Raw genomic sequence first — 24,207 nt, forward strand, 5'->3', positions numbered from 1 at the left:
AAGCTGCGAATTGATACCAATGGTATCAGTGGTAGGGGAGCGTTCTAAGTGCAGTGAAGTCAGACCGGAAGGACTGGTGGAGCGCTTAGAAGTGAGAATGCCGGTATGAGTAGCGAAAGACGGGTGAGAATCCCGTCCACCGAATGCCTAAGGTTTCCTGAGGAAGGCTCGTCCGCTCAGGGTTAGTCAGGACCTAAGCCGAGGCCGACAGGCGTAGGCGATGGACAACAGGTTGATATTCCTGTACCACCTCTTTATCGTTTGAGCAATGGAGGGACGCAGAAGGATAGAAGAAGCGTGCGATTGGTTGTGCACGTCCAAGCAGTTAGGCTGATAAGTAGGCAAATCCGCTTATCGTGAAGGCTGAGCTGTGATGGGGAAGCTCCTTATGGAGCGAAGTCTTTGATTCCCCGCTGCCAAGAAAAGCTTCTAGCGAGATAAAAGGTGCCTGTACCGCAAACCGACACAGGTAGGCGAGGAGAGAATCCTAAGGTGTGCGAGAGAACTCTGGTTAAGGAACTCGGCAAAATGACCCCGTAACTTCGGGAGAAGGGGTGCTTTCTTAACGGAAAGCCGCAGTGAATAGGCCCAAGCGACTGTTTAGCAAAAACACAGGTCTCTGCGAAGCCGTAAGGCGAAGTATAGGGGCTGACACCTGCCCGGTGCTGGAAGGTTAAGGAGAGGGGTTAGCGTAAGCGAAGCTCTGAACTGAAGCCCCAGTAAACGGCGGCCGTAACTATAACGGTCCTAAGGTAGCGAAATTCCTTGTCGGGTAAGTTCCGACCCGCACGAAAGGTGTAACGATTTGGGCACTGTCTCAACCAGAGACTCGGTGAAATTATAGTACCTGTGAAGATGCAGGTTACCCGCGACAGGACGGAAAGACCCCGTGGAGCTTTACTGTAGCCTGATATTGAATTTTGGTACATTTTGTACAGGATAGGCGGGAGCCATTGAAACCGGAGCGCTAGCTTCGGTGGAGGCGCTGGTGGGATACCGCCCTGAATGTATTGAAATTCTAACCTACGGGTCTTATCGACCCGGGAGACAGTGTCAGGTGGGCAGTTTGACTGGGGCGGTCGCCTCCTAAAGTGTAACGGAGGCGCCCAAAGGTTCCCTCAGAATGGTTGGAAATCATTCGTAGAGTGCAAAGGCATAAGGGAGCTTGACTGCGAGACCTACAAGTCGAGCAGGGACGAAAGTCGGGCTTAGTGATCCGGTGGTTCCGCATGGAAGGGCCATCGCTCAACGGATAAAAGCTACCCCGGGGATAACAGGCTTATCTCCCCCAAGAGTCCACATCGACGGGGAGGTTTGGCACCTCGATGTCGGCTCATCGCATCCTGGGGCTGTAGTCGGTCCCAAGGGTTGGGCTGTTCGCCCATTAAAGCGGTACGCGAGCTGGGTTCAGAACGTCGTGAGACAGTTCGGTCCCTATCCGTCGTGGGCGTAGGAAATTTGAGAGGAGCTGTCCTTAGTACGAGAGGACCGGGATGGACGCACCGCTGGTGTACCAGTTGTTCTGCCAAGGGCATAGCTGGGTAGCTATGTGCGGAAGGGATAAGTGCTGAAAGCATCTAAGCATGAAGCCCCCCTCAAGATGAGATTTCCCATAGCGTAAGCTAGTAAGATCCCTGAAAGATGATCAGGTTGATAGGTTCGAGGTGGAAGCATGGTGACATGTGGAGCTGACGAATACTAATAGATCGAGGACTTAACCATATAATATGTAGCAATGTTATCTAGTTTTGAAGGAATATATATTAAAATTCCTTTTGACATTCTGAAAAGAATGTGTATAATGATAAAAGTCTGGTAATGATGGCAGAGAGGTCACACCCGTTCCCATACCGAACACGGAAGTTAAGCTCTCTAGCGCCGATGGTAGTTGGGACCTTGTCCCTGTGAGAGTAGGACGTTGCCAGGCTTGTATTATTCCGCAGTAGCTCAGCGGTAGAGCTATCGGCTGTTAACCGATCGGTCGTAGGTTCGATTCCTACCTGCGGAGCCATTATGCTTCCATAGCTCAGCTGGTAGAGTACTTCCATGGTAAGGAAGAGGTCACCGGTTCAAGCCCGGTTGGAAGCTTGGAAAAAGTTTTTAAATTTTTGGCCCGTTGGTCAAGTGGTTAAGACACCGCCCTTTCACGGCGGTAACACGGGTTCGAATCCCGTACGGGTCACCACTTTTGGAGGATTAGCTCAGCTGGGAGAGCACCTGCCTTACAAGCAGGGGGTCGGCGGTTCGATCCCGTCATCCTCCACCATATATATCTTAAATGTCGGAGGGGTAGCGAAGTGGCTAAACGCGGCGGACTGTAAATCCGCTCCTTCGGGTTCGGCAGTTCGAATCTGCCCCCCTCCACCATTTTCTTTAAAATAACCTGAGAGGGTTTATTTTTTTGAAAAGATAACCATACTAGTAAATATTAATGGGCTATAGCCAAGCGGTAAGGCAACGGACTTTGACTCCGTCATGCGCTGGTTCGAATCCAGCTAGCCCAGCCATTTACGAGCCATTAGCTCAGTTGGTAGAGCATCTGACTTTTAATCAGAGGGTCGAAGGTTCGAATCCTTCATGGCTCACCATTTTCGCGGAAGTAGTTCAGTGGTAGAATACAACCTTGCCAAGGTTGGGGTCGCGGGTTCGAATCCCGTCTTCCGCTTCATTACTAAGGGGCCTTAGCTCAGCTGGGAGAGCGCCTGCCTTGCACGCAGGAGGTCAGCGGTTCGATCCCGCTAGGCTCCATCTAATAGAAAAGCTTACATCATATGATGTAAGCTTTTTTTGTGTGTTTAAAAAGACAACTTTCATATTTGTCATTTAAAATGGAGAAAACGCGAAAATAAAGGATGGGGATAATTGTGAAAGTTGTTATTGCATCTGATTCATATAAAGAAAGCTTAAAAGCTATAAAAGTATGTGAAGCTATTGAAAGAGGATTTGAAGCAATTTTTCCTAAAGCAGAGTACGTAAAAATACCAATTGGAGATGGAGGTGAAGGAACGGTTGATTCACTTGTGGATGCTACTGATGGAAGAATGATACCTCTTCATGTGACAGGGCCGCTTAGAGAACGTATACAATCCTTTTACGGTATGTCTAAAGATAAAAAGACAGCGTTTATTGAAATGGCAGCAGCATCAGGATTACAACATGTTCCGGTTAAAAAGCGAAACCCACTTATTACAACGACTAAAGGAACCGGAGAGCTTATACTACATGCGCTAGACGAAGGAGCTGAGCACATTATTTTAGGACTTGGCGGAAGTGCTACAAATGATGGTGGAGCAGGTATGCTGTCAGCTTTAGGGGTCAGGTTTATAAATGGAAAAGGGGAAGTAATAGAGCCATCTGGAGGAACATTACATTCGATTGTCGCTATTGATTTTTCATGCATGGATTCACGCTTACTGCATATAAAGATAGAAGCAGCATGTGATGTAGATAATCCGTTAGTTGGAATAAGGGGAGCATCTTTCGTATTTGGGAGGCAAAAGGGTGCGAATGCAGAGATGATGAAAGAGCTGGATGAGAATTTAAAGCATTATGCGAATATCCTTAAACAATACTTATCTTGCGACGTATCTAAAATACCTGGCGCAGGAGCCGCAGGAGGAATGGGAGCAGCTGTTATTGCAGTGTTAAAGGGAAACTTGCGGAGAGGAATTGAAATTGTATTAGACTATACAAATTTTGATAAGCATATAGAAGGTGCAGATTTAATTATAACTGGCGAAGGGAGAATAGATGAACAAACAGCATATGGAAAGGCCCCTGTAGGTGTTGCGGAGCGTGCAAAGCATTTTCGTATTCCTGTCATTGCTATTGGAGGATCTGTATCTCCGAATTATCCAGCTGTTCATGAAAAAGGAATCGATGCAGTATTTAGTATTACAGCGAGTCCTATGACATTAGAAGAGGCATATAAAGTAGCGGAAGAGAATATCGAAATGACAGCAAAGAATATTGCCGCAGTATGGAAAATAGCATCAGAAAAACACTTCTAAATGTAGGAGTGTTTTTTATTATTATTTAATAATAATGATGGTAGTTGTTTCATTAAGTTAACTTTATACATAGAATAGTCTTGAAATTGGGTTTTTAAGGCGAATACAAGTGAATAATTTGTATATCCATACAGAAAAATGTCGAGTTGAGTCAGACTATATAAAAGATTTAAAATATTTAGTGAAGGCATAAAAGGGGGATACTATCTATGAAAAAAGAAATCTCAGTTATTGGAGTTCCAATGGATTTAGGACAGATGCGTCGTGGGGTAGATATGGGGCCGAGTGCAATCCGTTATGCAGGCGTAATTGAAAGAATTGAAGAAATTGGATATGACGTTAAAGATATAGGAGATATACGTATAGAGAGAGAAAAAGAAGTAGATGTAAATACAAACTTAAGAAACCTTACACAGGTTGCAACTGTATGTAACGAATTAGCAAGTAAGGTGGATCATATTATAGAAGAGGGACGTTTTCCACTTGTATTAGGTGGTGACCATAGTATCGCAATTGGTACATTAGCTGGTGTTGCGAAACATTATAAAAATTTAGGTGTTATTTGGTACGATGCACATGGTGACTTAAATACAGAAGAAACTTCACCATCTGGAAATATTCATGGCATGTCACTTGCAGCAAGTCTAGGGTATGGACATCAAACGCTTGTAGATTTATACGGGGCATATCCAAAGGTGAAAAAAGAGAATGTTGTAATTATCGGTGCACGTGCATTAGATGAAGGAGAAAAAGACTTTATTCGCAATGAAGGTATTAAAGTATTCTCGATGCACGAGATTGATCGTATGGGTATGACGGCTGTTATGGAAGAAACAATCGCTTATTTATCTCATACTGATGGTGTACATTTATCATTAGATTTAGATGGTCTTGATCCTCATGATGCACCAGGAGTTGGCACGCCTGTAATTGGTGGCCTATCTTATCGTGAAAGCCATTTAGCAATGGAAATGTTAGCGGAAGCTGATATTGTTACATCTGCTGAGTTTGTTGAAGTAAACACAATTTTAGATGAGCGAAACAGAACGGCAACAACAGCAGTTGCTTTAATGGGTTCTTTATTCGGTGAAAAACTAAAATAAATGTAAGAAAAGCAACTGAGAAGTTGCTTTTTTTATTTGAAAATAAGCGTATAATAATGATTTATATTATACTGTACGATAATAATGTTTGACATCTTACCAATTTAGACTAAAGGAGGGTTGTTTGTAATTGTCGTTTGTTTCATGTATGGTATAATTAACTAGTTGTTGGAAATACATACAGATAGAGCATAAAACAATATTTCAATATATGGATAGAATTGCTCGTAAGTAGGAGGAAGGGTTAGCATGCCTTTTGAAGATACGACCATTTTGAAATATCTTAGTACGGTATTAGATATTGCCGTTGTATGGTTTATTATATATAAGCTAATTCTCATAATTCGAGGGACGAAAGCTGTTCAACTTTTAAAAGGGATTACAGTTATTATTGTCGTTCGGATGATCAGTATTTTCCTTGAATTGCATACGCTTTATTGGCTAACTGAGCAAGTATTAACGTGGGGATTTTTAGCCGTTATTATTATTTTCCAGCCAGAATTGCGAAGAGCACTTGAGCAGCTAGGACGCGGGAGTTTATTTTCGCGTGTTGGAACTCATGAGGATGATGAACCTGAAATCGTTGCAACAGCGATAGCGAAAGCAACGGAATATATGGGGAAACGTAGAATTGGTGCATTAATTACTTTGTCAAAAGAGACCGGTATGGGTGATTATGTGGAAACGGGTATTCCGCTAAATGCACACGTATCATCGGAATTACTTATTAATATTTTCATTCCTAATACACCTCTTCACGATGGAGCGGTTATTATGCAAGGAAGTACCATTAAAGCAGCAGCGTGTTATCTTCCGTTATCGGAAAGTCCGTTTATTTCTAAGGAGTTAGGAACTAGGCATCGCGCTGCAATGGGAGTTAGTGAAGTTACTGATAGTATTACAGTAGTTGTGTCGGAAGAAACTGGCCAAATTTCTTTAACGAAAAATGGTAAGTTGCATCGTGATTTGAAGACAGAACAACTGAAAGATATGTTGTTAGCTGAATTTAGTGCGAACGAAAAAACGACTTCTTCGTCTTTATGGAATTGGAGGAGAAAGCGTCATGGATAAGTTAATGGAGAATCATTGGTTTCTAAAAGGGATCTCATTACTATTGGCGTGTATGCTTTTTATGTCAGCGACTTTAACTGAAAAAAATACGACATCGGGGATAATACCTTTCGCAAATGATGCGAAAGAAACCTTAACTAATTATGCCATTAACCTTAAGTATGATGAAGAAAAATATATTGTAAGTGGTATTCCGTCAGAGGGCGTTAAGGTGAAGTTAGAGGGCCCAAAAGCAGCAGTTGCTACAGCAAAAGCAAAAAAACAATTTGATATACCAGTTGATTTGAGAGATAGCGAAAAAGGAACTTATGAAGTTTCTTTGAAAACGAACGGGCTTCCAGATGATGTGAAAGGAACAGTTCAGCCATCAACAATTAAAATTACTCTACATGAAAAAGCGAGAAAATACGTTCATGTAGACTTAAAATTATCAAATGAGGATCAAATGCCAGCGGGTTCTACTCTCGAAAAATCAAACATTAAACCTGATACTGTTGAGGTAGTTGGGACGAAAGAAGAAATTGAAAGTATTTCATCTGCTAAGGCGTATATTGATTTAAAAGGTGTTAATAAAACTGTTACAAAAACAGTCGAAGTTACATTATACAATAAAGAAGGAAAACGTTTAAATGTAAGAACGAGTCCATCTAAAATTAGTGTAACATTGAATGTGGCGACGCAAGCTACGGCCAATAATACTGAAAAAACTGTTCCTGTAACGTATACGAAAAAGGGGAGTTTACCAGAAGGATTGGCCGTTACAAATATTAGCATTGAGCCGAGAGAAGTAACGATAGCAGGTCCAAAGGATATCTTGGATAATATACAATCGATAGAGGGGGTCGAAGTAGATCTTAGTCAATTGACAGAGTCTACAACATTCGATACCTCTGTTTTATTGCCAAAGGGTGTAACAAGTGCAAAACCGAATCAAGTGAAGGTTTCGGTAGGAGTACAAAAAACAAAACAAACGAAAACAAGAACGATTGATGGTATATCAATTCAAAAAAATGGACTTTCTAAAGATGTTACGGCCCAGCTACTTTCGCCGCAAGATGGGAAGATAAGCGTTGATATTTCAGGAGAAACAAGTATAGTAGATAAAATAACAGCTGCTCAAATAACAGCAGCCATTAATTTGCAAAATGTATCTCCGGGGACGAAGGATGTTTCTATTCAAGTGAGCGGTCCTGGTAATATTTCAATAGAGCCAAAGCAAAAAAGTGCTAAAGTCACAATTGTGAAGAAAGAAAATCCAGATAAAGAAGTACAGGGGAACGGTGAAAAACCGGATTCAAATAATAACCAAGATAATCAAACTGAAAAACCAAAAAATCCTGAACCTGAACCTAAGCCTGACACGGAACAGGAACAAAATAAAGAAAAAGAAACTAGTCAAGAGCCAACAAAAGAAACTAGTCAAGAGCCAACAGTAGATAATCAAAAAGAGCCAGAAAAAGGAGCGAATCATAATGGGTAAATATTTTGGTACAGATGGAGTACGCGGGGTTGCGAACCAGGAGTTAACACCTGAATTAGCGTTCAAAATTGGACGTTTTGGTGGTTATGTATTAACAAAAGATACAGATCGTCCAAAAGTAATTATTGGCCGTGATACACGTATATCAGGACATATGTTAGAAGGAGCTTTAGTAGCGGGTCTATTATCAACTGGAGCAGAAGTAATGCGCCTTGGCGTTATTTCTACACCAGGCGTTGCTTATTTAACAAAAGCGTTAGATGCACAAGCAGGTGTTATGATTTCTGCATCTCATAATCCAGTACAGGATAACGGAATCAAATTCTTCGGTTCAGACGGTTTTAAATTAACAGATGAGCAAGAAGCAGAAATTGAAGCTTTATTAGACAAAGAAGTTGATGAACTACCACGTCCAACAGGTACGAATCTTGGACAAGTGAGTGATTATTTTGAAGGCGGACAAAAATATTTACAATATATTAAACAAACTGTAGAGGAAGATTTCTCTGGTTTACATATCGCTTTAGATTGTGCGCATGGTGCTACGTCTTCTTTAGCTCCATACTTATTTGCGGATTTAGAGGCTGATATTTCAACAATGGGAACTTCACCAAACGGTATGAACATTAACGATGGAGTAGGTTCTACGCATCCAGAAGTATTAGCAAAATTAGTAAAAGACAAAGGCGCTGATATCGGTCTTGCCTTTGATGGTGATGGTGACCGTTTAATCGCTGTAGATGAAAAAGGAAACATCGTTGATGGCGATCAAATTATGTTTATTTGTGCGAAGTACATGAAAGAAACTGGTCAACTAAAGCATAATACAGTCGTTTCAACTGTTATGAGTAACTTAGGTTTCTACAAAGCACTTGAAGCTAACAATATCACAAGTGATAAAACAGCAGTTGGTGACCGTTACGTAATGGAAGAGATGAAGCGTGGTGGTTACAACTTAGGTGGAGAACAATCGGGTCATATTATCTTACTTGATTACATTACAACTGGTGATGGAATGTTAAGTGCACTTCAACTGGTAAACATCATGAAAATGACGAAAAAACCATTATCTGAGCTTGCAGGTGAGATGACAAAATTCCCACAATTACTAGTAAACGTTCGTGTAACAGATAAAAAACTAGCATTAGAAAATGAAAAAATTAAAGAAATTATTCGTGTTGTAGAGGAAGAAATGAACGGTGATGGCCGTATTCTTGTTCGTCCATCTGGAACAGAGCCACTTATTCGTGTAATGGCAGAAGCACCAACACAAGAAGTGTGTGACGCATATGTACATCGTATTGTAGAAGTTGTGAAAGCTGAAGTTGGCGCTGAATAATTTGATGAATTTATTGAAAAGGAGCACAAGAAGTGCTCCTTTTTCATATGTTTTATAGACGATGAAAAAAATTTCATTGACGGTTTATCCATGTTTGTTATAAGATGGTCTTGTTCTTTTTCTCAAAGGAAATATTGTAAATTATAAAAGCGCCAGAACTACAAGTAGTGTAGTTGACGAGGTGGAGTTTATCGAGATTTCGGCGGATGACTCCCGGTTGTTCATCACAACCGCAAGCTTTTACTTAAATCATTAAGGTGACTTAGTGGACAAAGGTGAAAGTGTGATGAGAGAAAGGGAACGGATGAAAACTAGCTGTATAAGTATATACGGACTTAAACCCAATCGAGAGGAAGGTGAAAGCCGTTACAAGCTTACAGGGCTAGCAATATGTAATCCGTTTTTTAGTATAAATAAAAATGGTATCGGACTATGTCGTTACATGTTCGCAGAGCAATGTAAGCATTTGTAACGGCGACTAAACATGTGTGGAATCGTAGGATTTATTGGAGAACAAGATGCAAAGGAAATTTTATTAAAAGGTTTAGAAAAGCTAGAATATCGTGGATATGATTCAGCAGGTATTGCAGTACAAACAGAGAACGGTGTTGTTGTATACAAAGAAAAAGGCCGTATTGCAAAACTTCGCGAAATCGTAGATGAGAACGTAGCGGCAAGCGTGGGAATCGGTCACACACGCTGGGCTACACATGGTGTTCCAAGCAAAGTAAACGCGCATCCGCATCAAAGTACATCAAAACGTTTTACACTAGTTCATAACGGTGTAATTGAAAACTATGAATTAGTGAAAAAAGAATATTTACAAGATGTAACGTTCGTAAGTGAAACTGATACAGAGATTATCGTACAGCTTATGGAACAACAAGTGAGCACAGGATTAAGTGTAGAAGAAGCGTTCCGTAATACGCTATCTCTTTTACATGGCTCTTATGCGATCGGATTACTTGATGCTGAAAATCCAAACATGATTTATGTTGCTAAAAACAAAAGCCCGCTATTAGTAGGTGTTGGTGACAACTTTAATGTTGTGGCGAGCGACGCTATGGCGATGTTACAAGTTACAGATCAATTTATTGAGTTAATGGATAAAGAAATCGTAATCGTAACGAAAGAAAGTATTACAATTAAAAACTTACAAGGTGAAACGATTGAACGTGCACCGTTTACAGCGGAATTAGACGCAAGTGATATTGAAAAAGGAACATACCCTCATTTCATGCTTAAAGAAATCGATGAGCAACCACTTGTAATCCGTAATATAATTCAAAAGTATCAAGATGAAAATGGCGAGATTGAATTAGATCAAGACATCCGCAATGCGATTTTAGATAGCGATCGTGTTTACATCATTGCATGTGGAACGAGTTATCATGCAGGTCTTGTTGGAAAACAATTTATCGAGAAGTTTGCAAAAATGCCAGTTGAAGTGCATGTAGCAAGTGAATTCTCTTATAACATGCCATTATTAACAGAGAGACCATTCTTCATTTACATTTCACAAAGTGGTGAAACAGCTGATAGCCGTGCAGTACTTGTACAAACGAATGAAATGGGTCATAAAGCATTAACGATTACAAACGTACCTGGTTCTACGCTTTCTCGTGAAGCTGATTATACACTTCCGTTATACGCGGGACCAGAAATCGCAGTTGCATCAACGAAAGCTTACACAGCACAGCTTGCAGTACTTTCAATTTTAGCTGCGGACATTGCTAAAGCGAAAGGCGAAGTTCTTGATTTCGATTTAACACACGAATTAGGACTTGTAGCAAATGCAATGATAGAACTTTGTGATCAAAAAGAAGAAATGGATGCATTAGCAAAACAATTTTTAGCAACAACTCGTAACTGTTTCTTCATCGGACGTAGCGTAGACTTCTACGTAGGATTAGAAGGTGCGTTAAAGCTAAAAGAAATCTCTTACATCCAAGCAGAAGGATTTGCTGGAGGAGAATTAAAACATGGTACAATCGCTTTAATTGAAAATGGTACACCAGTTATCGCACTTGCTACACAAGAGCACGTAAACCTTGGAATTCGTGGTAACGTGAAAGAAGTAGTAGCACGCGGAGCTAACCCATGTATCATCTCAATGAAAGGCTTAGAAATGGAAGGTGACAGCTTCGTATTACCAGCTGTACACGAAGCACTAGCACCGCTAGTAGCAGTTATTCCATTCCAACTTATCTCATACTATGCAGCACTTCACCGCGAGTGTGACGTTGATAAGCCACGTAACTTAGCTAAGTCTGTTACTGTTGAGTAGGAGATTGGTAGGTTAATAAATATATGAATCGGTACCCCTTTAGATATGTTATCTAAAGGGGTATTTTTGTGTTGAAAAAGAACATCTGAAATTGGTAAGTAGACAGAACCCCAAAAATTAAAGTTTTACTTTATCGGATTTATTTTTATTTATCTGAATTTTTAGTTATCATTTTAAGTATGTGTGAACAATTTTCTTTATTATGAAGAGAAGAGACGATAGATGCATGGACATTACAAGGGGGACCTTATTATATGAAAGTGAAAGCAAAAACAAAAACATATTTAAGTATAGAAGAGATTATTTCATTACCGGCCTTATTAAGTGCAAACATAAGTGATGATGGAAAAAACGTAGCATTTGTAAAAAAGACAGCTAACTGGGACGACAATACGTATAGAAATCATGTATGGATATATGAGAAAGATAAAGGGCAGAGTTATCCACTAACAAATGGGGATATAGATAGTACACATCCATTATGGTCTCCAGATTCTAAGACTATTGCATACCTTAGCCCAGGCCGTGACGGGGCTAATACAAATCAGATCTTTGTTAAGTCAATAGACGGTGGTAGTGAGGTTCAAATGACGGATGAGAAGGAAGGAGTTAATACATTCAAATGGGAGCCTACTGGTAAAGGTTTTTATTATATTGCACAGTCAAAAGAATGTGAGGAAATCAAGAAACGTAAGGAACGATATGGAGATTTCCACCATGTAGGTAAGGAACATCGGAATAATTGTTTATACTACATTGAGATAGAAAAAGCGATACAAAGTGATAAAGAGGAACGCGAGATTAAAAATGTTTATCAATTAACGGATGGTAAGGATTTTTATATACATAACTTTGATATTTCAAATGATGGGAAAAAGGTTGTATGTATGGCTACACCAAGCCTAAACGATTATATGAATGGTGAGCTCTACATATTAGATGTTGAAGCTGGAGAACTACAAAAAATGAATATGGATAAGTTGTTAGGAGCAAGCGTCTGCTTTTCTCCCGAGGGCGATAAAATATGTTACGCAGCAAGCATAAGAGAGAAGGATTACTATAGGAATCATATACAAGATAGTACATTAGAGATATATGATATGAATACGGGAGAGGTAATTCAACCTTTAACAAATTTTGATAGTACGGTTATGCCATTACAGTGGACGGCTAAAGGGATTTTAATTAGGTGGCAGGATAAAACGAATTACCGTATTGGATTGCTATGTGAGGATGGCACTGTGGAAATGTTAAGCGAAACAGTAGAAGGATTTATAATGGATGCCTCTATAACAAGGGATGGAAATCATATAACATATACTAAGGCTATAACAAATGAAACCTTTGAAATCTATTTGGATGATAAAAAAATAACGAATGAAAATAGCTTTTTCGAAGGCAGGCTTAAAAGTAACAGGGAAATCATCTCATGGAGAAGTAGTGATGGTCTTGAAATAGAAGGTGTTTTATCAACCCCAGTAGAGTTTGAGGCAAATAAAAAATATCCCTTATTAGTAGTAATCCATGGTGGTCCGAATTGGGCGTCCTTTCCGATATTTTCAGACTGCTTCAATGAGAAATATCCGATTGAACAGTTTGTTGAAAAAGGCTTTATCGTTTTAGAACCAAACTATAGAGGAAGTTCTGGTTATGGTAATGAATTTTTAAAAGCAAACTATAGAAAACAAGGATTTGCTGATTATGATGATATTATATCTGGAGTGGATGCACTAGTTGAAAAAGGGATTGTAGATAAAGATAGAGTAGGAGTTATGGGATGGAGTAACGGAGGATATATATCAACTTTTTGTTCTACATGCAGCAGTAGATTTAAAGCTATTTCAGTTGGGGGCGGAATTACGAACTGGGGTACCCATTATGTAAATACAGATATCCCTTACTTTATTAGCATGTATTTAGGAAATACTCCATGGAATGATCCAGAGATATATAAGAAAACATCACCAATGACATATATTAAATCAGCCTGTACGCCTACGTTAATTCAACATGGGGAAATGGATGCAAGAATTCCAATTACAAATGCATATGAGCTATATGAAGGATTAAGAGATATGGAAGTTGATACAGAACTAATTATATTTAAAGGAATGGCATATAGCTCGGATCAGCCAGGAATGAGAGTAGCTATTATGAGGCAGAACTTGATGTGGTTTTCACACTATATTCTTGGAGAAAGCATGAAAGGTTTTCGTACTATATAATGGATATCCGCACAGGGATTTTTCGTTGTGCAATTGTATCAGAGTGTTGTAAACTGTATGCAAACCATTATTGAAAAGATTTAAATGATTATAAGGAAACGTAATTCGGAGGACTAATATGACAGAGAATACAAATGCATTATCTGTAGAACAACGTGAAGAACTACTAAAAGTATTACAAGCACGTTTTGAGAAAAACATGAACCGCCATGAAGGTCTTAAATGGGCTAAAGTTGAAGCAAAGCTAGCTACTAATAATGAAAAATTATGGTCAATTCATGAAATGGAAGTAACTGGCGGTGAGCCGGATGTTGTTGGTTATGATGAAGAGAAGGATGAGTATACTTTCTATGATTGTTCAAAGGAGAGTCCTAAAGGTCGCAGAAGTTTTTGTTATGATCTGGAAGCGTTAGAGGCAAGAAAAAAACATAAACCAGAAAATAACGTTATTGACGTGGCAGCTGCTATGGGCATTGAATTATTAACAGAAGAACAATATCGAGAGTTGCAACAGCTTGGGGATTTCGATATGAAATCATCAAGCTGGGTACAAACGCCTTCAGATATTCGAGAACTCGGTGGTGCTCTATTTTGCGATTATCGTTTTGGACACGTTTTTGTGTACCACAATGGAGCAGATTCATACTATGCTGCTAGAGGATTTCGCGGTTCGTTAAAAGTTTAAATTTGAAGTAAGTAAGAAAAGAGCCTATACGTAGGCTCTTTTTCTTACTTATATTTTAAAAGTAAACTGTTACTACGCAGTTTTACTTAATTTATATGTTTCATGGTTGTTTTTACGGAAAAGTTTAGGGAAAACATAGCCATCTAATCCAATGCGTCCAGCGTTATGACCTGCAACTAAAATGAACATAGTCAGAATAAGTAGATTTGGGTTTACACTAACAGTTCCACTTAGTAAAAAGGAAAGATTCATTATAACTCCAAAGAATGCAGCAGTTTTTGTTAATCCGCCTAAAATTAAACCTAGACCTACTAAAATTTCTCCCCATTGAACTAAAAAGCTAAATAGGTCTGCGTTTGGAAGAACAAAGTGTTGAAGGAAATCTGCCCACCAACTTTGTACGGCAGGGTGATCACCTGACGCTTGAGCGATAGCTCCCTTTAGAAAACCACTTGCATCAAAAGATTGTCCAAAAACTTTACCTATCCCAGCAGCGAGCCATGCATATCCTATGTAAAAACGTAAAAATAATAATATGAAAGCAGCACGTTTATCAGTTCTTAAAAAATTGATAACCATTGAAATCCCTCCAATATTTTATTTACATGTTTATTATATATCCAATGTGAAAAGATTCACAATGGATAAAGTGTGAACAAAAATGGTGTTTTTATAAAATAAAGAAGGCATATAACAATCATATGTTATATGCCTTTTCTAATATATACTTAGTAATTTATTTAGGTAATGTAAATTTAGCTTTTTTACCTTGTGAAATATCTTTTGCTTCTTTATTTCTCATAGGTCCTAACTCAATCTCAAAGCTTTTGTCTTTCCAAATCTTTTCATACTGCTCTTGATCTAAAATATACACTTGCAGTAACTCTCCAGATGTTCCTGTTTTGACTGAAGCGTTATAGTCGTAATTTAGTAGCATACCTTCATTAATCGTATATTGTGTACCATCATTCACTCTCAATGTAGAGCTTATAGGAGATAGTGAAACGTCTTGAGCATCTTTGTTATCAAGCTTGAATTTCACTGTTAATAGAACAAGACCGTTTTTAAAATTTGCAAAGCGTGGAGCTTCGACGGAATTTGGTGTGAATTGAGTGAATTGGTATCCGTCTAATGTAACATTAACAGCGCCTAATTCTTGGCTGTTATTAATACTTGATTTCTCTTTTAACATTTTTTTATCGCCCATGTTATTAGCTGTAGCTTTATCTTGGTAGAAAGTATTATCTGTTGCAACTTTTTCAGCGCCTTGCTTGTTTAAACTTAATGAAAAGTTTCCAGGGCTTCCGATTGGAGCATCAAATTTTCCTTTATTAGCTTGTGCAGTTGGGACTGTGACGGAGACTGTTGAGAGACTTGAAATTTTCGCTAGATCATCTTTTCCGAATGGATAAGCGATATAACCAGAAATAGTTTCTCCTGCTTTTACTAAGTAATCATTCGTTGGAGCAAGCTTAGTTGGGAGCTGGTCTTCTTTTGGAATTAAGTCTTTATAGTTACTATATGTTTTCTGTGCACCAGTAAATGATATGTCCAATGCTGGCATATAGTAAATATCTTTAGCTGAACTATTTTTTACGCTGTAGTTCACAAGAATAACTCCGCCCTCTGTTTGACGATTAAACGGAATGTCGAAATTTGTATGGAATCCATTTAATTCAACTAATGTATAACTGTTCATTGATACTGAAACATCCTCAGCTTTATACATTTGTGGTTCCTTATTTTCAAAAAGAACTTTTGTTTTACCACCTGTTTCTTTTTCCATATAGGAAATCAGCTTAGAGTAATCGCTTGAGCTAGTAGCTGTATTTTCAGGCTTTTTATCTTCGGATTTTTTTTCTTCAGGTTTATTTTCTTTCGTTGTATCCGTTTTTTCTGTTTTGCTTTCTTTTGTTACATTCTCTTTTTGTTCTTTATTTGTCGTATCGCTTTGACCACAGCCAGTTATTACAAACGCTGCTACGATTACTGTAGAAAATAAAGAAAGTAATTTTTTTGACATGTTTCTTCCCCCTATTTGTGTAAAACTAGACTCTCACATTAGCCCCACGTTTTATTATAAAAAATAAAGACATTATTTACCAGTGTTTTTCTGATTGTTTTAATTATTTAATTATTTTAATATACTGAAATTAGCAGAAGGTCGGCATGGAATATTGATTTTTATTTTTTTATCATTTGAAATATTACATCATATTGGTATGATAGAAATAGAGATATATGGAAAGGGGACAAGGACTTAATATGTGGATGAGCTTGTAATGATTAGAAACTAGATAGATAAATTTTTCTCTCATAAGTGAGGGTTTATTTAGTTATCTGTAAATCATTCAAGGACTGCATATTTGGCTTGTATATCCCTTTTGTAAGGATAATGTGTAGGGAAATTCATATCTCTTATATAAAGTATGCGTCCTTTAAAATTGGAGGAGTATATGATGAATCAATTAAAAAATAAAATAGCAGTTGTTACAGGTGTAAGTCGTCTAGATGGTATAGGCGCAGCAGTTTGTAAAGAATTAGCTGGAGCAGGATACGATATATTTTTTACGTATTGGACAGCGTACGATCAAGAGATGCCTTGGGGCGTTGATCAAAGTGAACAAACACAATTAAAAGAAGAGTTACTAGAAAGCGGTGTTAAAGTATTGAGTATGGAGTTAGATTTAACTCAGAATGATGCACCGAAAGAGCTTATAAATAAAGTTACTAAACAACTAGGCTACCCTCATATATTAATTAATAATGCAGCGTATTCTACAAATAATGACTTCTCTAATTTGACTGCTGAAGAACTAGATAAGCACTACATGGTAAATGTCCGTGCGACTACATTGTTAAGTAGTCAATTTGCCCAAGGGTTTGATAAGAAATCTGGTGGTAGAATTGTTAATATGACATCGGGACAATTTAAAGGACCTATGGCAGGAGAACTAGCGTATGCAACAACGAAGGGAGCTATTGATGCTCTTACTAGTACGTTGTCAGCTGAGGTAGCTCATTTAGGAATAACAGTGAATGCAATTAACCCAGGTCCAACTAGTACAGGATGGATGACTGAAGAGATAAAGCAAGGATTAAAGCCGATGTTTCCTTTTGGTAGAATTGGTGAGCCAAGGGATGCAGCAAGACTCATTACATTTTTAGTAAGTGAAGAAGCAGAATGGATTACTGGACAAGTCATTCATTCTGAAGGTGGATTTAAAAGATAAAAATAAGGTATCTCACCCTGGTGAGATACCTTATTTTTTAATCTTTCTTCAATCTTCGTGCAACACCATTTCCTAAAGACTGTAGTCCTTGAACGAGGATAATTAAAATAAAGACGGTTGCATACATTACTTCAGGTTCGTAGCGTAAATGTCCGAATCGATATGCTAAATCACCAAGACCGCCAGCACCTACAAGTCCAGCCATTGCTGTTGCACCAATTAAGCCGATTGTTGCGATTGTTAATCCAAGTATAAGGGAGGGACGAGCTTCTTTCACCATAACGTGCCAAATGATTTTTATAGTAGAGATGCCCATCGCTTGGTAAGCTTCAATAACACCACGATCTACTTCTAGTAAAGCTGTCTCCATTAATCGTGCAATATAAGGAGCTGTGAATACGACAAGTGGTACGATAACACCTTGCACACCAATGGATGTTCCCATTAGAAACTTTGTAAAAGGTAAAATGAAGAATAATAGAATGATAAATGGAAGAGAGCGAATGATATTAATAATGGTATTAAGAATAGGATAAATGATTTTATTTTCGTGCTGTCCACCAGGTCTTGTTAAAACAAGTGTGACGCCAAGTGGTAATGCAATAAGGATAGAGATGAATAGTGAAATAGATGTCATTTGAAATGTTTGAATGGTTGCTTCCCATATGACTTTACCCCATTCATCCAAAAAGGACTTGTTTCCCATAGCCTGTTCTACCTCCTTCTACAATGATCCCTTGCTCTTGTAAGAATGCTAAAGCGCGGTCTACTTCATTTTTTTCCCCTTGCATATGAATGACTAGTTTCCCATATGCTTCATGTTTTAACTGTGTAATATTACCGGATAGAATATTTGGATACACTTGAAAACGTTTTGTAGCGATAGCTAACGCTGGTTCGCCAGAAGAAGTTCCTATAAATGAAAGTGTTACGATTTCCCCGGTTCTTTGAAGTTCTTTTTGTACTTCTTCTGGAATTTTAGCTGCAAAGGCGCTGTTTACGAATTTCTTCGTTGTTGCATGTTGTGGGTTTGTGAAGATATCCTTCACAGTCCCGCTTTCGACTACTGTTCCATGTTCCATAACAGCAACTCGGTCACATATACGCTGGATAACATTCATTTCATGTGTAATTAATAAAATTGTGATCCCAATTTCTTCATTAATCTTTAATAACAAATCAAGAATAGATTCAGTTGTTTCTGGGTCTAAAGCACTCGTTGCTTCGTCGCTTAATAACACTTCCGGTTCATGTGATAGTGCACGAGCGATTGCTACACGTTGTTTCTGGCCGCCAGAAAGTTCACTCGGGTAGGCATCTTTTCGATTGAAAAGATCGACAATACGTAAATACTTTTCTACTCTTTTTTCAATTTCTACTTTTGGAATGCCAGCAAGGCGTAAAGGTAATGCGATATTTTCATAAACTGTCACGGTTTTAAGTAAGTTGAACCCTTGAAAAATCATTCCGATTTTTTGTCTCGCTTTTGCGATTTCTTTTGCTGATAAAGTTGTTAAGTCTTTGTCGTTTACAATGATATTTCCTGTCGTTGGTTTTTCTAATAAATTTACACATCGAATTAATGTACTTTTACCAGCACCACTATATCCAATGATTCCAAATACTTCACCCTTTTTTACTTGAAGGGAAGTAGGTTTAAGAGCTTCTACATTCCCTTTTTTTGTTGTAAATATTTTGGATATATTTTTTAATTCAATCATTATCGTCAGCTCCTACCAAGACGGCAAAACAGAACCATCAAATTTTTTCTCGATAAATTCTTTTACTTCTTTAGATTGATAAGCTTTCTTTAATTTATTTACAACAGCATCATCTTTATTTTCAGTACGAACAACGACCCAGTTTACATATGGTGAATCTTTTCCTTCACGGAAAATAGAATCTTTCGCAGGGCTTAATTTTGCACCTAATGCAAAGTTTGTATTAATTGCAGCTGCTTTCACTTCACTTAGTTGTGTCGGTAATTGAGATGCCTCTAATTCAACGATCTTTAATTTCTTTGGGTTTTCAATTACATCTTTCGCAGTCGCTTTTTCTGTAGCCTTTGGATCCACTTTTAAAACTCCTGCTTTTTCAAATAGTTTTAAAGCTCGAAGTTCATTCGTTGGATCATTTGGTACAGCGATTGCGTCGCCCTCTTTTAAATCTTTTACATCTTTTATGTCTTTAGAGTATACGCCCATAGGGAATGTTACTGTTGAAAATACTTCAGTTAATTTCATATTACGTTCAGCTTTAAATACGTCTAAATAAGATTTCGTTTGATAGCTATTTACATCAAGACTTTTTTCATCTAGGGATACGTTTGGTGCTACATAATCATTAAATACTTTTACATCAATTTCGAGACCGTCTTTCGCTGCCACTTCTTTTACCTTTTCAAAAATTTGTTCATGCGGTCCGCCTGTTACGCCGACAGTAATCTTTTTCTCATCTAATGCTTTTACCTCTTTATCAGAATTAGCTCCACATGCACCTAACAATAATACCGCTCCACTTACAATGCTTAATAATATTTTTTTCATCTATAATTCCCCCTTCATATACGTTCCAAAATAAAAAGCACCTCTCAAAAATAAGAGAGGTGCCGAATAGACAAAATAGGTTCCTCTCTTATCTGCCAAAACGAAAACTCGTTTTGCAGGAATTAGCACCTTAGCTTATACGTCATAAGCTCGGTTGCCGGGCATCATCGGGCCAGTCCCTCCGCCACTCTTGATAAGAGTATGTGTATGTAGTTTTTTAATATGGTACTAATAGTAAATCTTACAAAAAGAATTGTCAATGTTATTTTCTGAATATATTTTATTTTAAGGCAATCGAAACATTCCCTTTTTTATGTCCCTTTTCCACATACATATGAGCTTCAGCAATTTCTTCTAATCGATAAGTTCTATCAATAACGGGTTTTAGTTTTTCCGTTTCGACTAGTTTTTTTAATAGAATCATATCGTCTTTACTTACCTTTGCCATCATTCCATTAACAGATACATATTTTCCATTGGGTGTTAATGTATTTGTACAAAGGGATTTTTTATATTTCCCAACTGCATCAAATATAATATCGTAGCGCTCGCCCCGCTTAGTAAAATCTTCTTTCGTATAATCAATTACTTTATCAGCTCCTAAAGATTGGACGAGTTCAAAATTTGAATTACTACAAACAGCCGTAACGGTCGCGCCGAAATATTTAGCAAGTTGTACAGCAGCTGTTCCTACTGATCCGGAGGCACCATATATGAGCACTTGTTGCCCTTTTTTTATACGGCCCTTTCTCAGGAAATGTAATGCTGAAGTTCCACCAAAAGGAATAACGGCCGCTTCTTCATACGTCACATTGGTAGGTTTTAATGTTATTAATGCACTTTCATGTACGCATGTGTACTCGGCATAACCACCAAGGTTTAGTTCTGTTAATGCAAAAATTGGATCTCCTATTTTAAATTGAGTTACATCTGTTCCTATTTCTTCGATTTCACCGGATAACTCTATGCCGAGTATAGGTTTTCTTGGTTTTCTGAAACCTAATATGATCCGCATAGGAATCCAAAATAAGAGGGGGCTATTAAATCCACGTATTCTACAATCTCCAGTCGTTACACTTGTTGCGTGAATTTTAATTAATACTTCGTTCTTTTTAGGTGTAGGTTTCTCTATATTTTGAAGCTGAAGAACGTTAGGTGGTCCATACTGTGTGCAAATGATTGCCTTCATAATAACCTCCTGAAATGAGTTGTTGTTATTTACATCATATTTAAAATCTTCATTAAACATGTCGCTATATAGCGAATAAAGATTAAAAATTATATAGATTTCATAGGAAAAGAGGTGATATCATTTTTGGAAAGGGGGCGACATTATGAAAAAAACTATTTTTATTTCAAGTTTAGTGCTTGCAATCAGTCTAGGGGTAGGGTGTAGTAATGAGAAAACAACAAAGACTGATGAACCGAAAAAAGAAGCCATGCAAAAAGAAAAAGAATTAGCAGCGAAGGATGTTTTCAAGAAAACAAATGACGCTTTTAAAAATGAAGAACATGTAACGATGACATATGATGTAGCGATAAAGGCTGAAGGAACAGAGATGGATATATTAAAGGCTAAGATGCAATTAGAGCCAAAGACAAAGAATTCTCGTTCTGAAATGAATATTTCTGGTACAGATGTTGTAGTGTATACTGTGGACGGCAAAGTTGCTGGTGAGGTGAAAAACCCTAATACAGGAGAAGTTATAACCGTACCAGAGGAGCAGTTAAACGCTGGTGGAATGAAGGCGACTCAAGATATTATAGATAATTTAGAAGTACCAGCAGTAGTTTTAGATAAAATGAAGATGGAGAAAAGCGGAGATAAATATAAACTGAAATTTACATTAAAAGGGCAAGAAACAGAAAGTATGTTAACTAGCATGGATGAAACGCAGAAGAAAATGTTACAAGCACAAAATGCGAAGATAGAAGAAGTGGATGCAGAATATATCATTACAAAAGATTTTAAATATGAATCAGCAAAGATAGACATGATTATGAGTAGTAACGGCAAGGATAAAGCACACATTATTACGAACGCAAAATATACGTCGTACGAAAAGTTTGACCCAATACAATTGCCGGCAGCAAAGTAACAGTTTTGATGAGGGGGGACCTAAAATAAGGTGCCCTCTCTTTTTTATACTTTCTTCTTAGGAAAATAGGTACAATATGAAGAGGAAGAATTATAGAAGAGGAGAGTGCCATTTGAAAAAAAGAAAGATAGTAGTTGTCGTTGTAGCATATACGGTATTACTTGCGACTTCTATATATACATACAAGGAGCAACTAAATCACCCCATTATGAGCGATGTAGGAAAGTTGCTTCCAACGAAAATTAAACGTGTTGAAAATGCTGAGGATGAACGTTCATTAAAACAGGTAGTGAAAGATGCAAATACTTCTGGAGAGAAAATTTCCATTGCAGGTATGCAACATAGCCAAGGAGGACAGACGTATTATCCGAACGGCACGATGCTTGATATGAAGGGGTATAATAAAATATTAGAATTTGATCCGGAGAAGAAGAGGATTAGGGTGCAAAGTGGCGTCACATGGAATGACATTCAAAAGAAAATCAATCCATATGGCCTTGCGGTTCAAGTAATGCAATCTCAAAACATTTTTACTGTTGGTGGTTCATTAAGTGTAAATGTACATGGGCGTGATATTCGTCATGAAGCATTGATTGATACAGTAGAGTCGTTTAGATTGTTAATGGTAGATGGTACGGTGCGTAATGTAAGTAGAGAAGAAAATGCAGAGTTATTTCCATATGTCATAGGTGGTTACGGGTTATTCGGTGTCATTTTAGATGTGACATTAAAGTTAACTGATGATGAATTATATGAAATGCATACGAGAATGATAGATTATAAAGAATACACATCTTATTTCAAAGATAAAGTGAAAAGAGATGAAAATGTTCGTATGCACTTAGCCCGTATTTCTGTTGCCCCCAATTCATTTTTAAAAGAAATGTATGTGACAGATTATACATTGGCGAAAAATCAAAATATGAGGGAAGAGTACAGTGAATTAAAAGAGGAAACTATTATAGCTGCACCGAAATTTTTACTCGGATTATCTCGTTATAGCGATTGGGGAAAGAATACATTTTGGGATATACAAAGAAGTTATTTTGAACGTACAGATGGAACGTATGAGACGCGAAATAATGTTATGAGGTCAGATAGTGCCTTTATGGAATATGAAAATCCGAATCGAACAGAAGTGTTACAAGAATACTTTGTGCCTATAGATTTCTTCACGGAATACATAGATGATTTACGTAACGTATTAAATGAAGAAGAGTTTAATTTGCTCAATATTACGATTCGTTATGTGGAAAAGAATGAAAATGCAGTTTTATCCTATGCGAAAGATGATATGTTTGCGCTGGTTCTTTTAATTAACCAGGGACGCTCAGAGGGTGAAATAAAGAAAACAGAAGATGTCATTCAGAAAATGATTGATGTTACTTTAAAACATAATGGTAGTTATTATTTACCTTACTATTCGTATCCAACGAAGGCGCAGTTAAAGAGGGCATATCCTCGTATCGAAGAATTTCTTCAGAAGAAAAAAGAAGCGGATCCAAAAGAGAGATTTGTGAATTTATTTTATAGGGAGTATACGAAATGACATATAGAAGATTTGTAGCGTCACAAAGCATAATTATGATGGCGGGAAGTATGGTATTTCCCTTTTACATTCTATTGCTTCGGAATGTTGGGAATAGCTTCTCGCAGTTTGGCTGGGCGTATGGCTTATTTGCTTTAACTTCAGCACTTGTATATCCATTAGTAGGAAAGATGTCTGATCGAGTAGGCGATCAAAAATTATTAATTATATATGCTTGGTCCATGGCAATATTAATGCTTTGTTTCCCGATTGCCACGGAAGTCTGGCATGTTTATATTCTTCAAATTGTAATGGGAGTTTTAGGTGCTGTGCAGCGTAATACTGAGAAGACGTCGTTAGCACGAAAGGTTGTGCAAGAAAATGCTGGTTATGAGATTGGAAAATATCATGTGTGGACATCGATTGGAGGAGCAGTAGCAATTATTGCAACGGGATATTTAGTAGATTTCTTTACGATTGGTACCATTTTTTATATTGCATCTATCTTATATGTAGTGAGTGGGATTGTATTAAGTAGTAAAAAAATATAATCATCCCCATTTTTACCTGAATACCCTTTATTTGTTATACTAAAAGGGAA

19 protein-coding genes, 9 tRNA genes, 2 rRNA genes and 1 riboswitch (1 of these 31 running past the window's edge) are annotated in these 24,207 nt (G+C 37.8%); of the genes, 24 read left to right on the plus strand and 6 right to left on the minus strand.

Annotated elements, in window-relative coordinates; all coding sequences use genetic code 11:
• The 20 genes from NHG49_RS00880 to NHG49_RS00975 all read left to right on the plus strand — a co-directional run.
• Nucleotides 1–1,722, plus strand: a 23S ribosomal RNA gene (locus tag NHG49_RS00880) (it extends 1,200 nt beyond the left edge of the window).
• Between the two features lie 89 nt (nt 1,723–1,811).
• Nucleotides 1,812–1,927: ribosomal RNA gene (gene rrf / locus NHG49_RS00885) — 5S ribosomal RNA — on the plus strand.
• Between the two features lie 9 nt (nt 1,928–1,936).
• Nucleotides 1,937–2,011, plus strand: a tRNA-Asn gene (locus NHG49_RS00890).
• 4 nt (nt 2,012–2,015) lie between these two features.
• Nucleotides 2,016–2,088 (plus strand) — tRNA-Thr (locus NHG49_RS00895).
• 22 nt (nt 2,089–2,110) lie between these two features.
• A tRNA-Glu gene (locus NHG49_RS00900) sits at nt 2,111–2,185 on the plus strand.
• Between the two features lie 5 nt (nt 2,186–2,190).
• A tRNA-Val gene (locus tag NHG49_RS00905) sits at nt 2,191–2,266 on the plus strand.
• A gap of 17 nt (nt 2,267–2,283) precedes the next feature.
• Nucleotides 2,284–2,367 (plus strand) — tRNA-Tyr (locus NHG49_RS00910).
• Between the two features lie 65 nt (nt 2,368–2,432).
• Nucleotides 2,433–2,507: transfer RNA gene (locus NHG49_RS00915), tRNA-Gln, on the plus strand.
• Between the two features lie 5 nt (nt 2,508–2,512).
• A tRNA-Lys gene (locus NHG49_RS00920) sits at nt 2,513–2,588 on the plus strand.
• A 5-nt stretch (nt 2,589–2,593) separates the two neighbouring features.
• Nucleotides 2,594–2,665 (plus strand) — tRNA-Gly (locus NHG49_RS00925).
• Nucleotides 2,666–2,675: 10 nt separating this feature from the next.
• A tRNA-Ala gene (locus tag NHG49_RS00930) sits at nt 2,676–2,748 on the plus strand.
• Nucleotides 2,749–2,864: 116 nt separating this feature from the next.
• On the plus strand, nt 2,865–4,010 hold the full coding sequence (locus tag NHG49_RS00935) for a glycerate kinase (RefSeq protein ID WP_064474424.1): 1,146 nt from the start codon (nt 2,865–2,867) through the stop codon (nt 4,008–4,010).
• Nucleotides 4,011–4,219: 209 nt separating this feature from the next.
• On the plus strand, nt 4,220–5,113 hold the full coding sequence (gene rocF / locus NHG49_RS00940; RefSeq protein WP_000711562.1) for an arginase: 894 nt from the start codon (nt 4,220–4,222) through the stop codon (nt 5,111–5,113).
• A gap of 249 nt (nt 5,114–5,362) precedes the next feature.
• A complete protein-coding gene (gene cdaA / locus NHG49_RS00945) occupies nt 5,363–6,184 on the plus strand; it encodes a diadenylate cyclase CdaA (RefSeq protein ID WP_064474423.1) in 822 nt (273 codons plus the stop codon).
• Nucleotides 6,177–7,664 (plus strand): CdaR family protein, encoded by a 1,488-nt coding sequence (locus NHG49_RS00950; protein WP_088048205.1) that lies wholly within the window; start codon nt 6,177–6,179, stop codon nt 7,662–7,664. Before cdaA ends, NHG49_RS00950 begins: the two co-directional genes overlap by 8 nt.
• Entirely contained in the window at nt 7,657–9,003 is a 1,347-nt protein-coding gene (gene glmM, locus NHG49_RS00955; RefSeq protein WP_000521485.1) for a phosphoglucosamine mutase, read from the plus strand. Before NHG49_RS00950 ends, glmM begins: the two co-directional genes overlap by 8 nt.
• Before the next feature lie 286 nt (nt 9,004–9,289).
• Nucleotides 9,290–9,475 carry a hypothetical protein gene (locus tag NHG49_RS00960; RefSeq protein WP_064474421.1) on the plus strand — a complete coding sequence of 62 codons (186 nt, stop codon included), beginning with the start codon at nt 9,290–9,292 and terminating at the stop codon, nt 9,473–9,475.
• Nucleotides 9,476–9,487: 12 nt separating this feature from the next.
• The gene (gene glmS / locus NHG49_RS00965; protein WP_064474420.1) at nt 9,488–11,290 is read left to right on the plus strand and encodes a glutamine--fructose-6-phosphate transaminase (isomerizing); all 1,803 of its coding nucleotides are present in this window, start codon (nt 9,488–9,490) and stop codon (nt 11,288–11,290) included.
• A gap of 260 nt (nt 11,291–11,550) precedes the next feature.
• Nucleotides 11,551–13,515, plus strand: coding sequence for a S9 family peptidase (locus NHG49_RS00970; RefSeq protein WP_258126815.1), 1,965 nt, complete (start codon nt 11,551–11,553; stop codon nt 13,513–13,515).
• Nucleotides 13,516–13,633: 118 nt separating this feature from the next.
• A complete protein-coding gene (locus NHG49_RS00975) occupies nt 13,634–14,200 on the plus strand; it encodes a DUF4256 domain-containing protein (RefSeq protein ID WP_258125447.1) in 567 nt (188 codons plus the stop codon).
• A gap of 72 nt (nt 14,201–14,272) precedes the next feature.
• On the opposite strand, the gene NHG49_RS00980 is transcribed toward NHG49_RS00975, so the two are convergent.
• Nucleotides 14,273–14,779 carry a DoxX family membrane protein gene (locus tag NHG49_RS00980; RefSeq protein WP_088048208.1) on the minus strand — a complete coding sequence of 169 codons (507 nt, stop codon included), beginning with the start codon at nt 14,777–14,779 and terminating at the stop codon, nt 14,273–14,275.
• 157 nt (nt 14,780–14,936) lie between these two features.
• A complete protein-coding gene (locus tag NHG49_RS00985) occupies nt 14,937–16,223 on the minus strand; it encodes a DUF5068 domain-containing protein (protein ID WP_088048209.1) in 1,287 nt (428 codons plus the stop codon).
• A gap of 433 nt (nt 16,224–16,656) precedes the next feature.
• Here NHG49_RS00985 and NHG49_RS00990 point away from each other — a divergent pair, with 433 nt between their 5' ends.
• Nucleotides 16,657–17,433 (plus strand): SDR family oxidoreductase, encoded by a 777-nt coding sequence (locus NHG49_RS00990; RefSeq protein WP_142289416.1) that lies wholly within the window; start codon nt 16,657–16,659, stop codon nt 17,431–17,433.
• Between the two features lie 37 nt (nt 17,434–17,470).
• Here the strand turns inward: NHG49_RS00990 and NHG49_RS00995 are convergent, their stop codons facing one another.
• The 4 genes from NHG49_RS00995 to NHG49_RS01010 form a co-directional block, all read right to left on the minus strand.
• Nucleotides 17,471–18,139: a methionine ABC transporter permease gene (locus NHG49_RS00995; RefSeq protein ID WP_000527133.1), complete on the minus strand. Its 669-nt coding sequence runs from the start codon at nt 18,137–18,139 to the stop codon at nt 17,471–17,473.
• Nucleotides 18,114–19,154 carry a methionine ABC transporter ATP-binding protein gene (locus tag NHG49_RS01000; protein ID WP_222655835.1) on the minus strand — a complete coding sequence of 347 codons (1,041 nt, stop codon included), beginning with the start codon at nt 19,152–19,154 and terminating at the stop codon, nt 18,114–18,116. Before NHG49_RS01000 ends, NHG49_RS00995 begins: the two co-directional genes overlap by 26 nt.
• Before the next feature lie 12 nt (nt 19,155–19,166).
• Entirely contained in the window at nt 19,167–19,979 is an 813-nt protein-coding gene (locus NHG49_RS01005) for a MetQ/NlpA family ABC transporter substrate-binding protein (protein ID WP_088048212.1), read from the minus strand.
• A gap of 85 nt (nt 19,980–20,064) precedes the next feature.
• A riboswitch (SAM riboswitch) is annotated at nt 20,065–20,179 on the minus strand.
• An 80-nt stretch (nt 20,180–20,259) separates the two neighbouring features.
• On the minus strand, nt 20,260–21,168 hold the full coding sequence (locus NHG49_RS01010; protein ID WP_258125448.1) for an NAD(P)-dependent alcohol dehydrogenase: 909 nt from the start codon (nt 21,166–21,168) through the stop codon (nt 20,260–20,262).
• Between the two features lie 145 nt (nt 21,169–21,313).
• Between NHG49_RS01010 and NHG49_RS01015 the strand changes: the two genes are divergently transcribed.
• The 3 genes from NHG49_RS01015 to NHG49_RS01025 all read left to right on the plus strand — a co-directional run bounded on the left by NHG49_RS01015 (nt 21,314) and on the right by NHG49_RS01025 (nt 24,157).
• On the plus strand, nt 21,314–22,078 hold the full coding sequence (locus NHG49_RS01015; protein ID WP_088048214.1) for a hypothetical protein: 765 nt from the start codon (nt 21,314–21,316) through the stop codon (nt 22,076–22,078).
• 112 nt (nt 22,079–22,190) lie between these two features.
• A complete protein-coding gene (locus tag NHG49_RS01020) occupies nt 22,191–23,627 on the plus strand; it encodes an FAD-binding oxidoreductase (protein WP_141525451.1) in 1,437 nt (478 codons plus the stop codon).
• Nucleotides 23,624–24,157: an MFS transporter gene (locus NHG49_RS01025; protein ID WP_000222364.1), complete on the plus strand. Its 534-nt coding sequence runs from the start codon at nt 23,624–23,626 to the stop codon at nt 24,155–24,157. Before NHG49_RS01020 ends, NHG49_RS01025 begins: the two co-directional genes overlap by 4 nt.
• Nucleotides 24,158–24,207 lie beyond the last annotated feature (50 nt).

The organism is Bacillus sp. IBL03825 (assembly GCF_024712505.1).
Taxonomy (GTDB): domain Bacteria; phylum Bacillota; class Bacilli; order Bacillales; family Bacillaceae_G; genus Bacillus_A; species Bacillus_A wiedmannii.

Excerpts from the sequence above, each read along its gene's own strand:
- rocF (WP_000711562.1), top strand. The coding sequence starts at position 4,220 with ATGAAAAAAGAAATCTCAGTTATTGGAGTTCCAATGGATTTAGGACAG.
- cdaA (WP_064474423.1), top strand. The coding sequence starts at position 5,363 with ATGCCTTTTGAAGATACGACCATTTTGAAATATCTTAGTACGGTATTA.
- NHG49_RS00950 (WP_088048205.1), top strand. The coding sequence starts at position 6,177 with ATGGATAAGTTAATGGAGAATCATTGGTTTCTAAAAGGGATCTCATTA.
- glmM (WP_000521485.1), top strand. The coding sequence starts at position 7,657 with ATGGGTAAATATTTTGGTACAGATGGAGTACGCGGGGTTGCGAACCAG.
- NHG49_RS00960 (WP_064474421.1), top strand. The coding sequence starts at position 9,290 with ATGAGAGAAAGGGAACGGATGAAAACTAGCTGTATAAGTATATACGGA.
- glmS (WP_064474420.1), top strand. The coding sequence starts at position 9,488 with ATGTGTGGAATCGTAGGATTTATTGGAGAACAAGATGCAAAGGAAATT.
- NHG49_RS00975 (WP_258125447.1), top strand. The coding sequence starts at position 13,634 with ATGACAGAGAATACAAATGCATTATCTGTAGAACAACGTGAAGAACTA.
- NHG49_RS00980 (WP_088048208.1), bottom strand. The coding sequence starts at position 14,779 with ATGGTTATCAATTTTTTAAGAACTGATAAACGTGCTGCTTTCATATTA.
- NHG49_RS00985 (WP_088048209.1), bottom strand. The coding sequence starts at position 16,223 with ATGTCAAAAAAATTACTTTCTTTATTTTCTACAGTAATCGTAGCAGCG.
- NHG49_RS00990 (WP_142289416.1), top strand. The coding sequence starts at position 16,657 with ATGATGAATCAATTAAAAAATAAAATAGCAGTTGTTACAGGTGTAAGT.
- NHG49_RS00995 (WP_000527133.1), bottom strand. The coding sequence starts at position 18,139 with ATGGGAAACAAGTCCTTTTTGGATGAATGGGGTAAAGTCATATGGGAA.
- NHG49_RS01000 (WP_222655835.1), bottom strand. The coding sequence starts at position 19,154 with ATGATTGAATTAAAAAATATATCCAAAATATTTACAACAAAAAAAGGG.
- NHG49_RS01005 (WP_088048212.1), bottom strand. The coding sequence starts at position 19,979 with ATGAAAAAAATATTATTAAGCATTGTAAGTGGAGCGGTATTATTGTTA.
- NHG49_RS01010 (WP_258125448.1), bottom strand. The coding sequence starts at position 21,168 with ATGAAGGCAATCATTTGCACACAGTATGGACCACCTAACGTTCTTCAG.
- NHG49_RS01015 (WP_088048214.1), top strand. The coding sequence starts at position 21,314 with ATGAAAAAAACTATTTTTATTTCAAGTTTAGTGCTTGCAATCAGTCTA.
- NHG49_RS01025 (WP_000222364.1), top strand. The coding sequence starts at position 23,624 with ATGACATATAGAAGATTTGTAGCGTCACAAAGCATAATTATGATGGCG.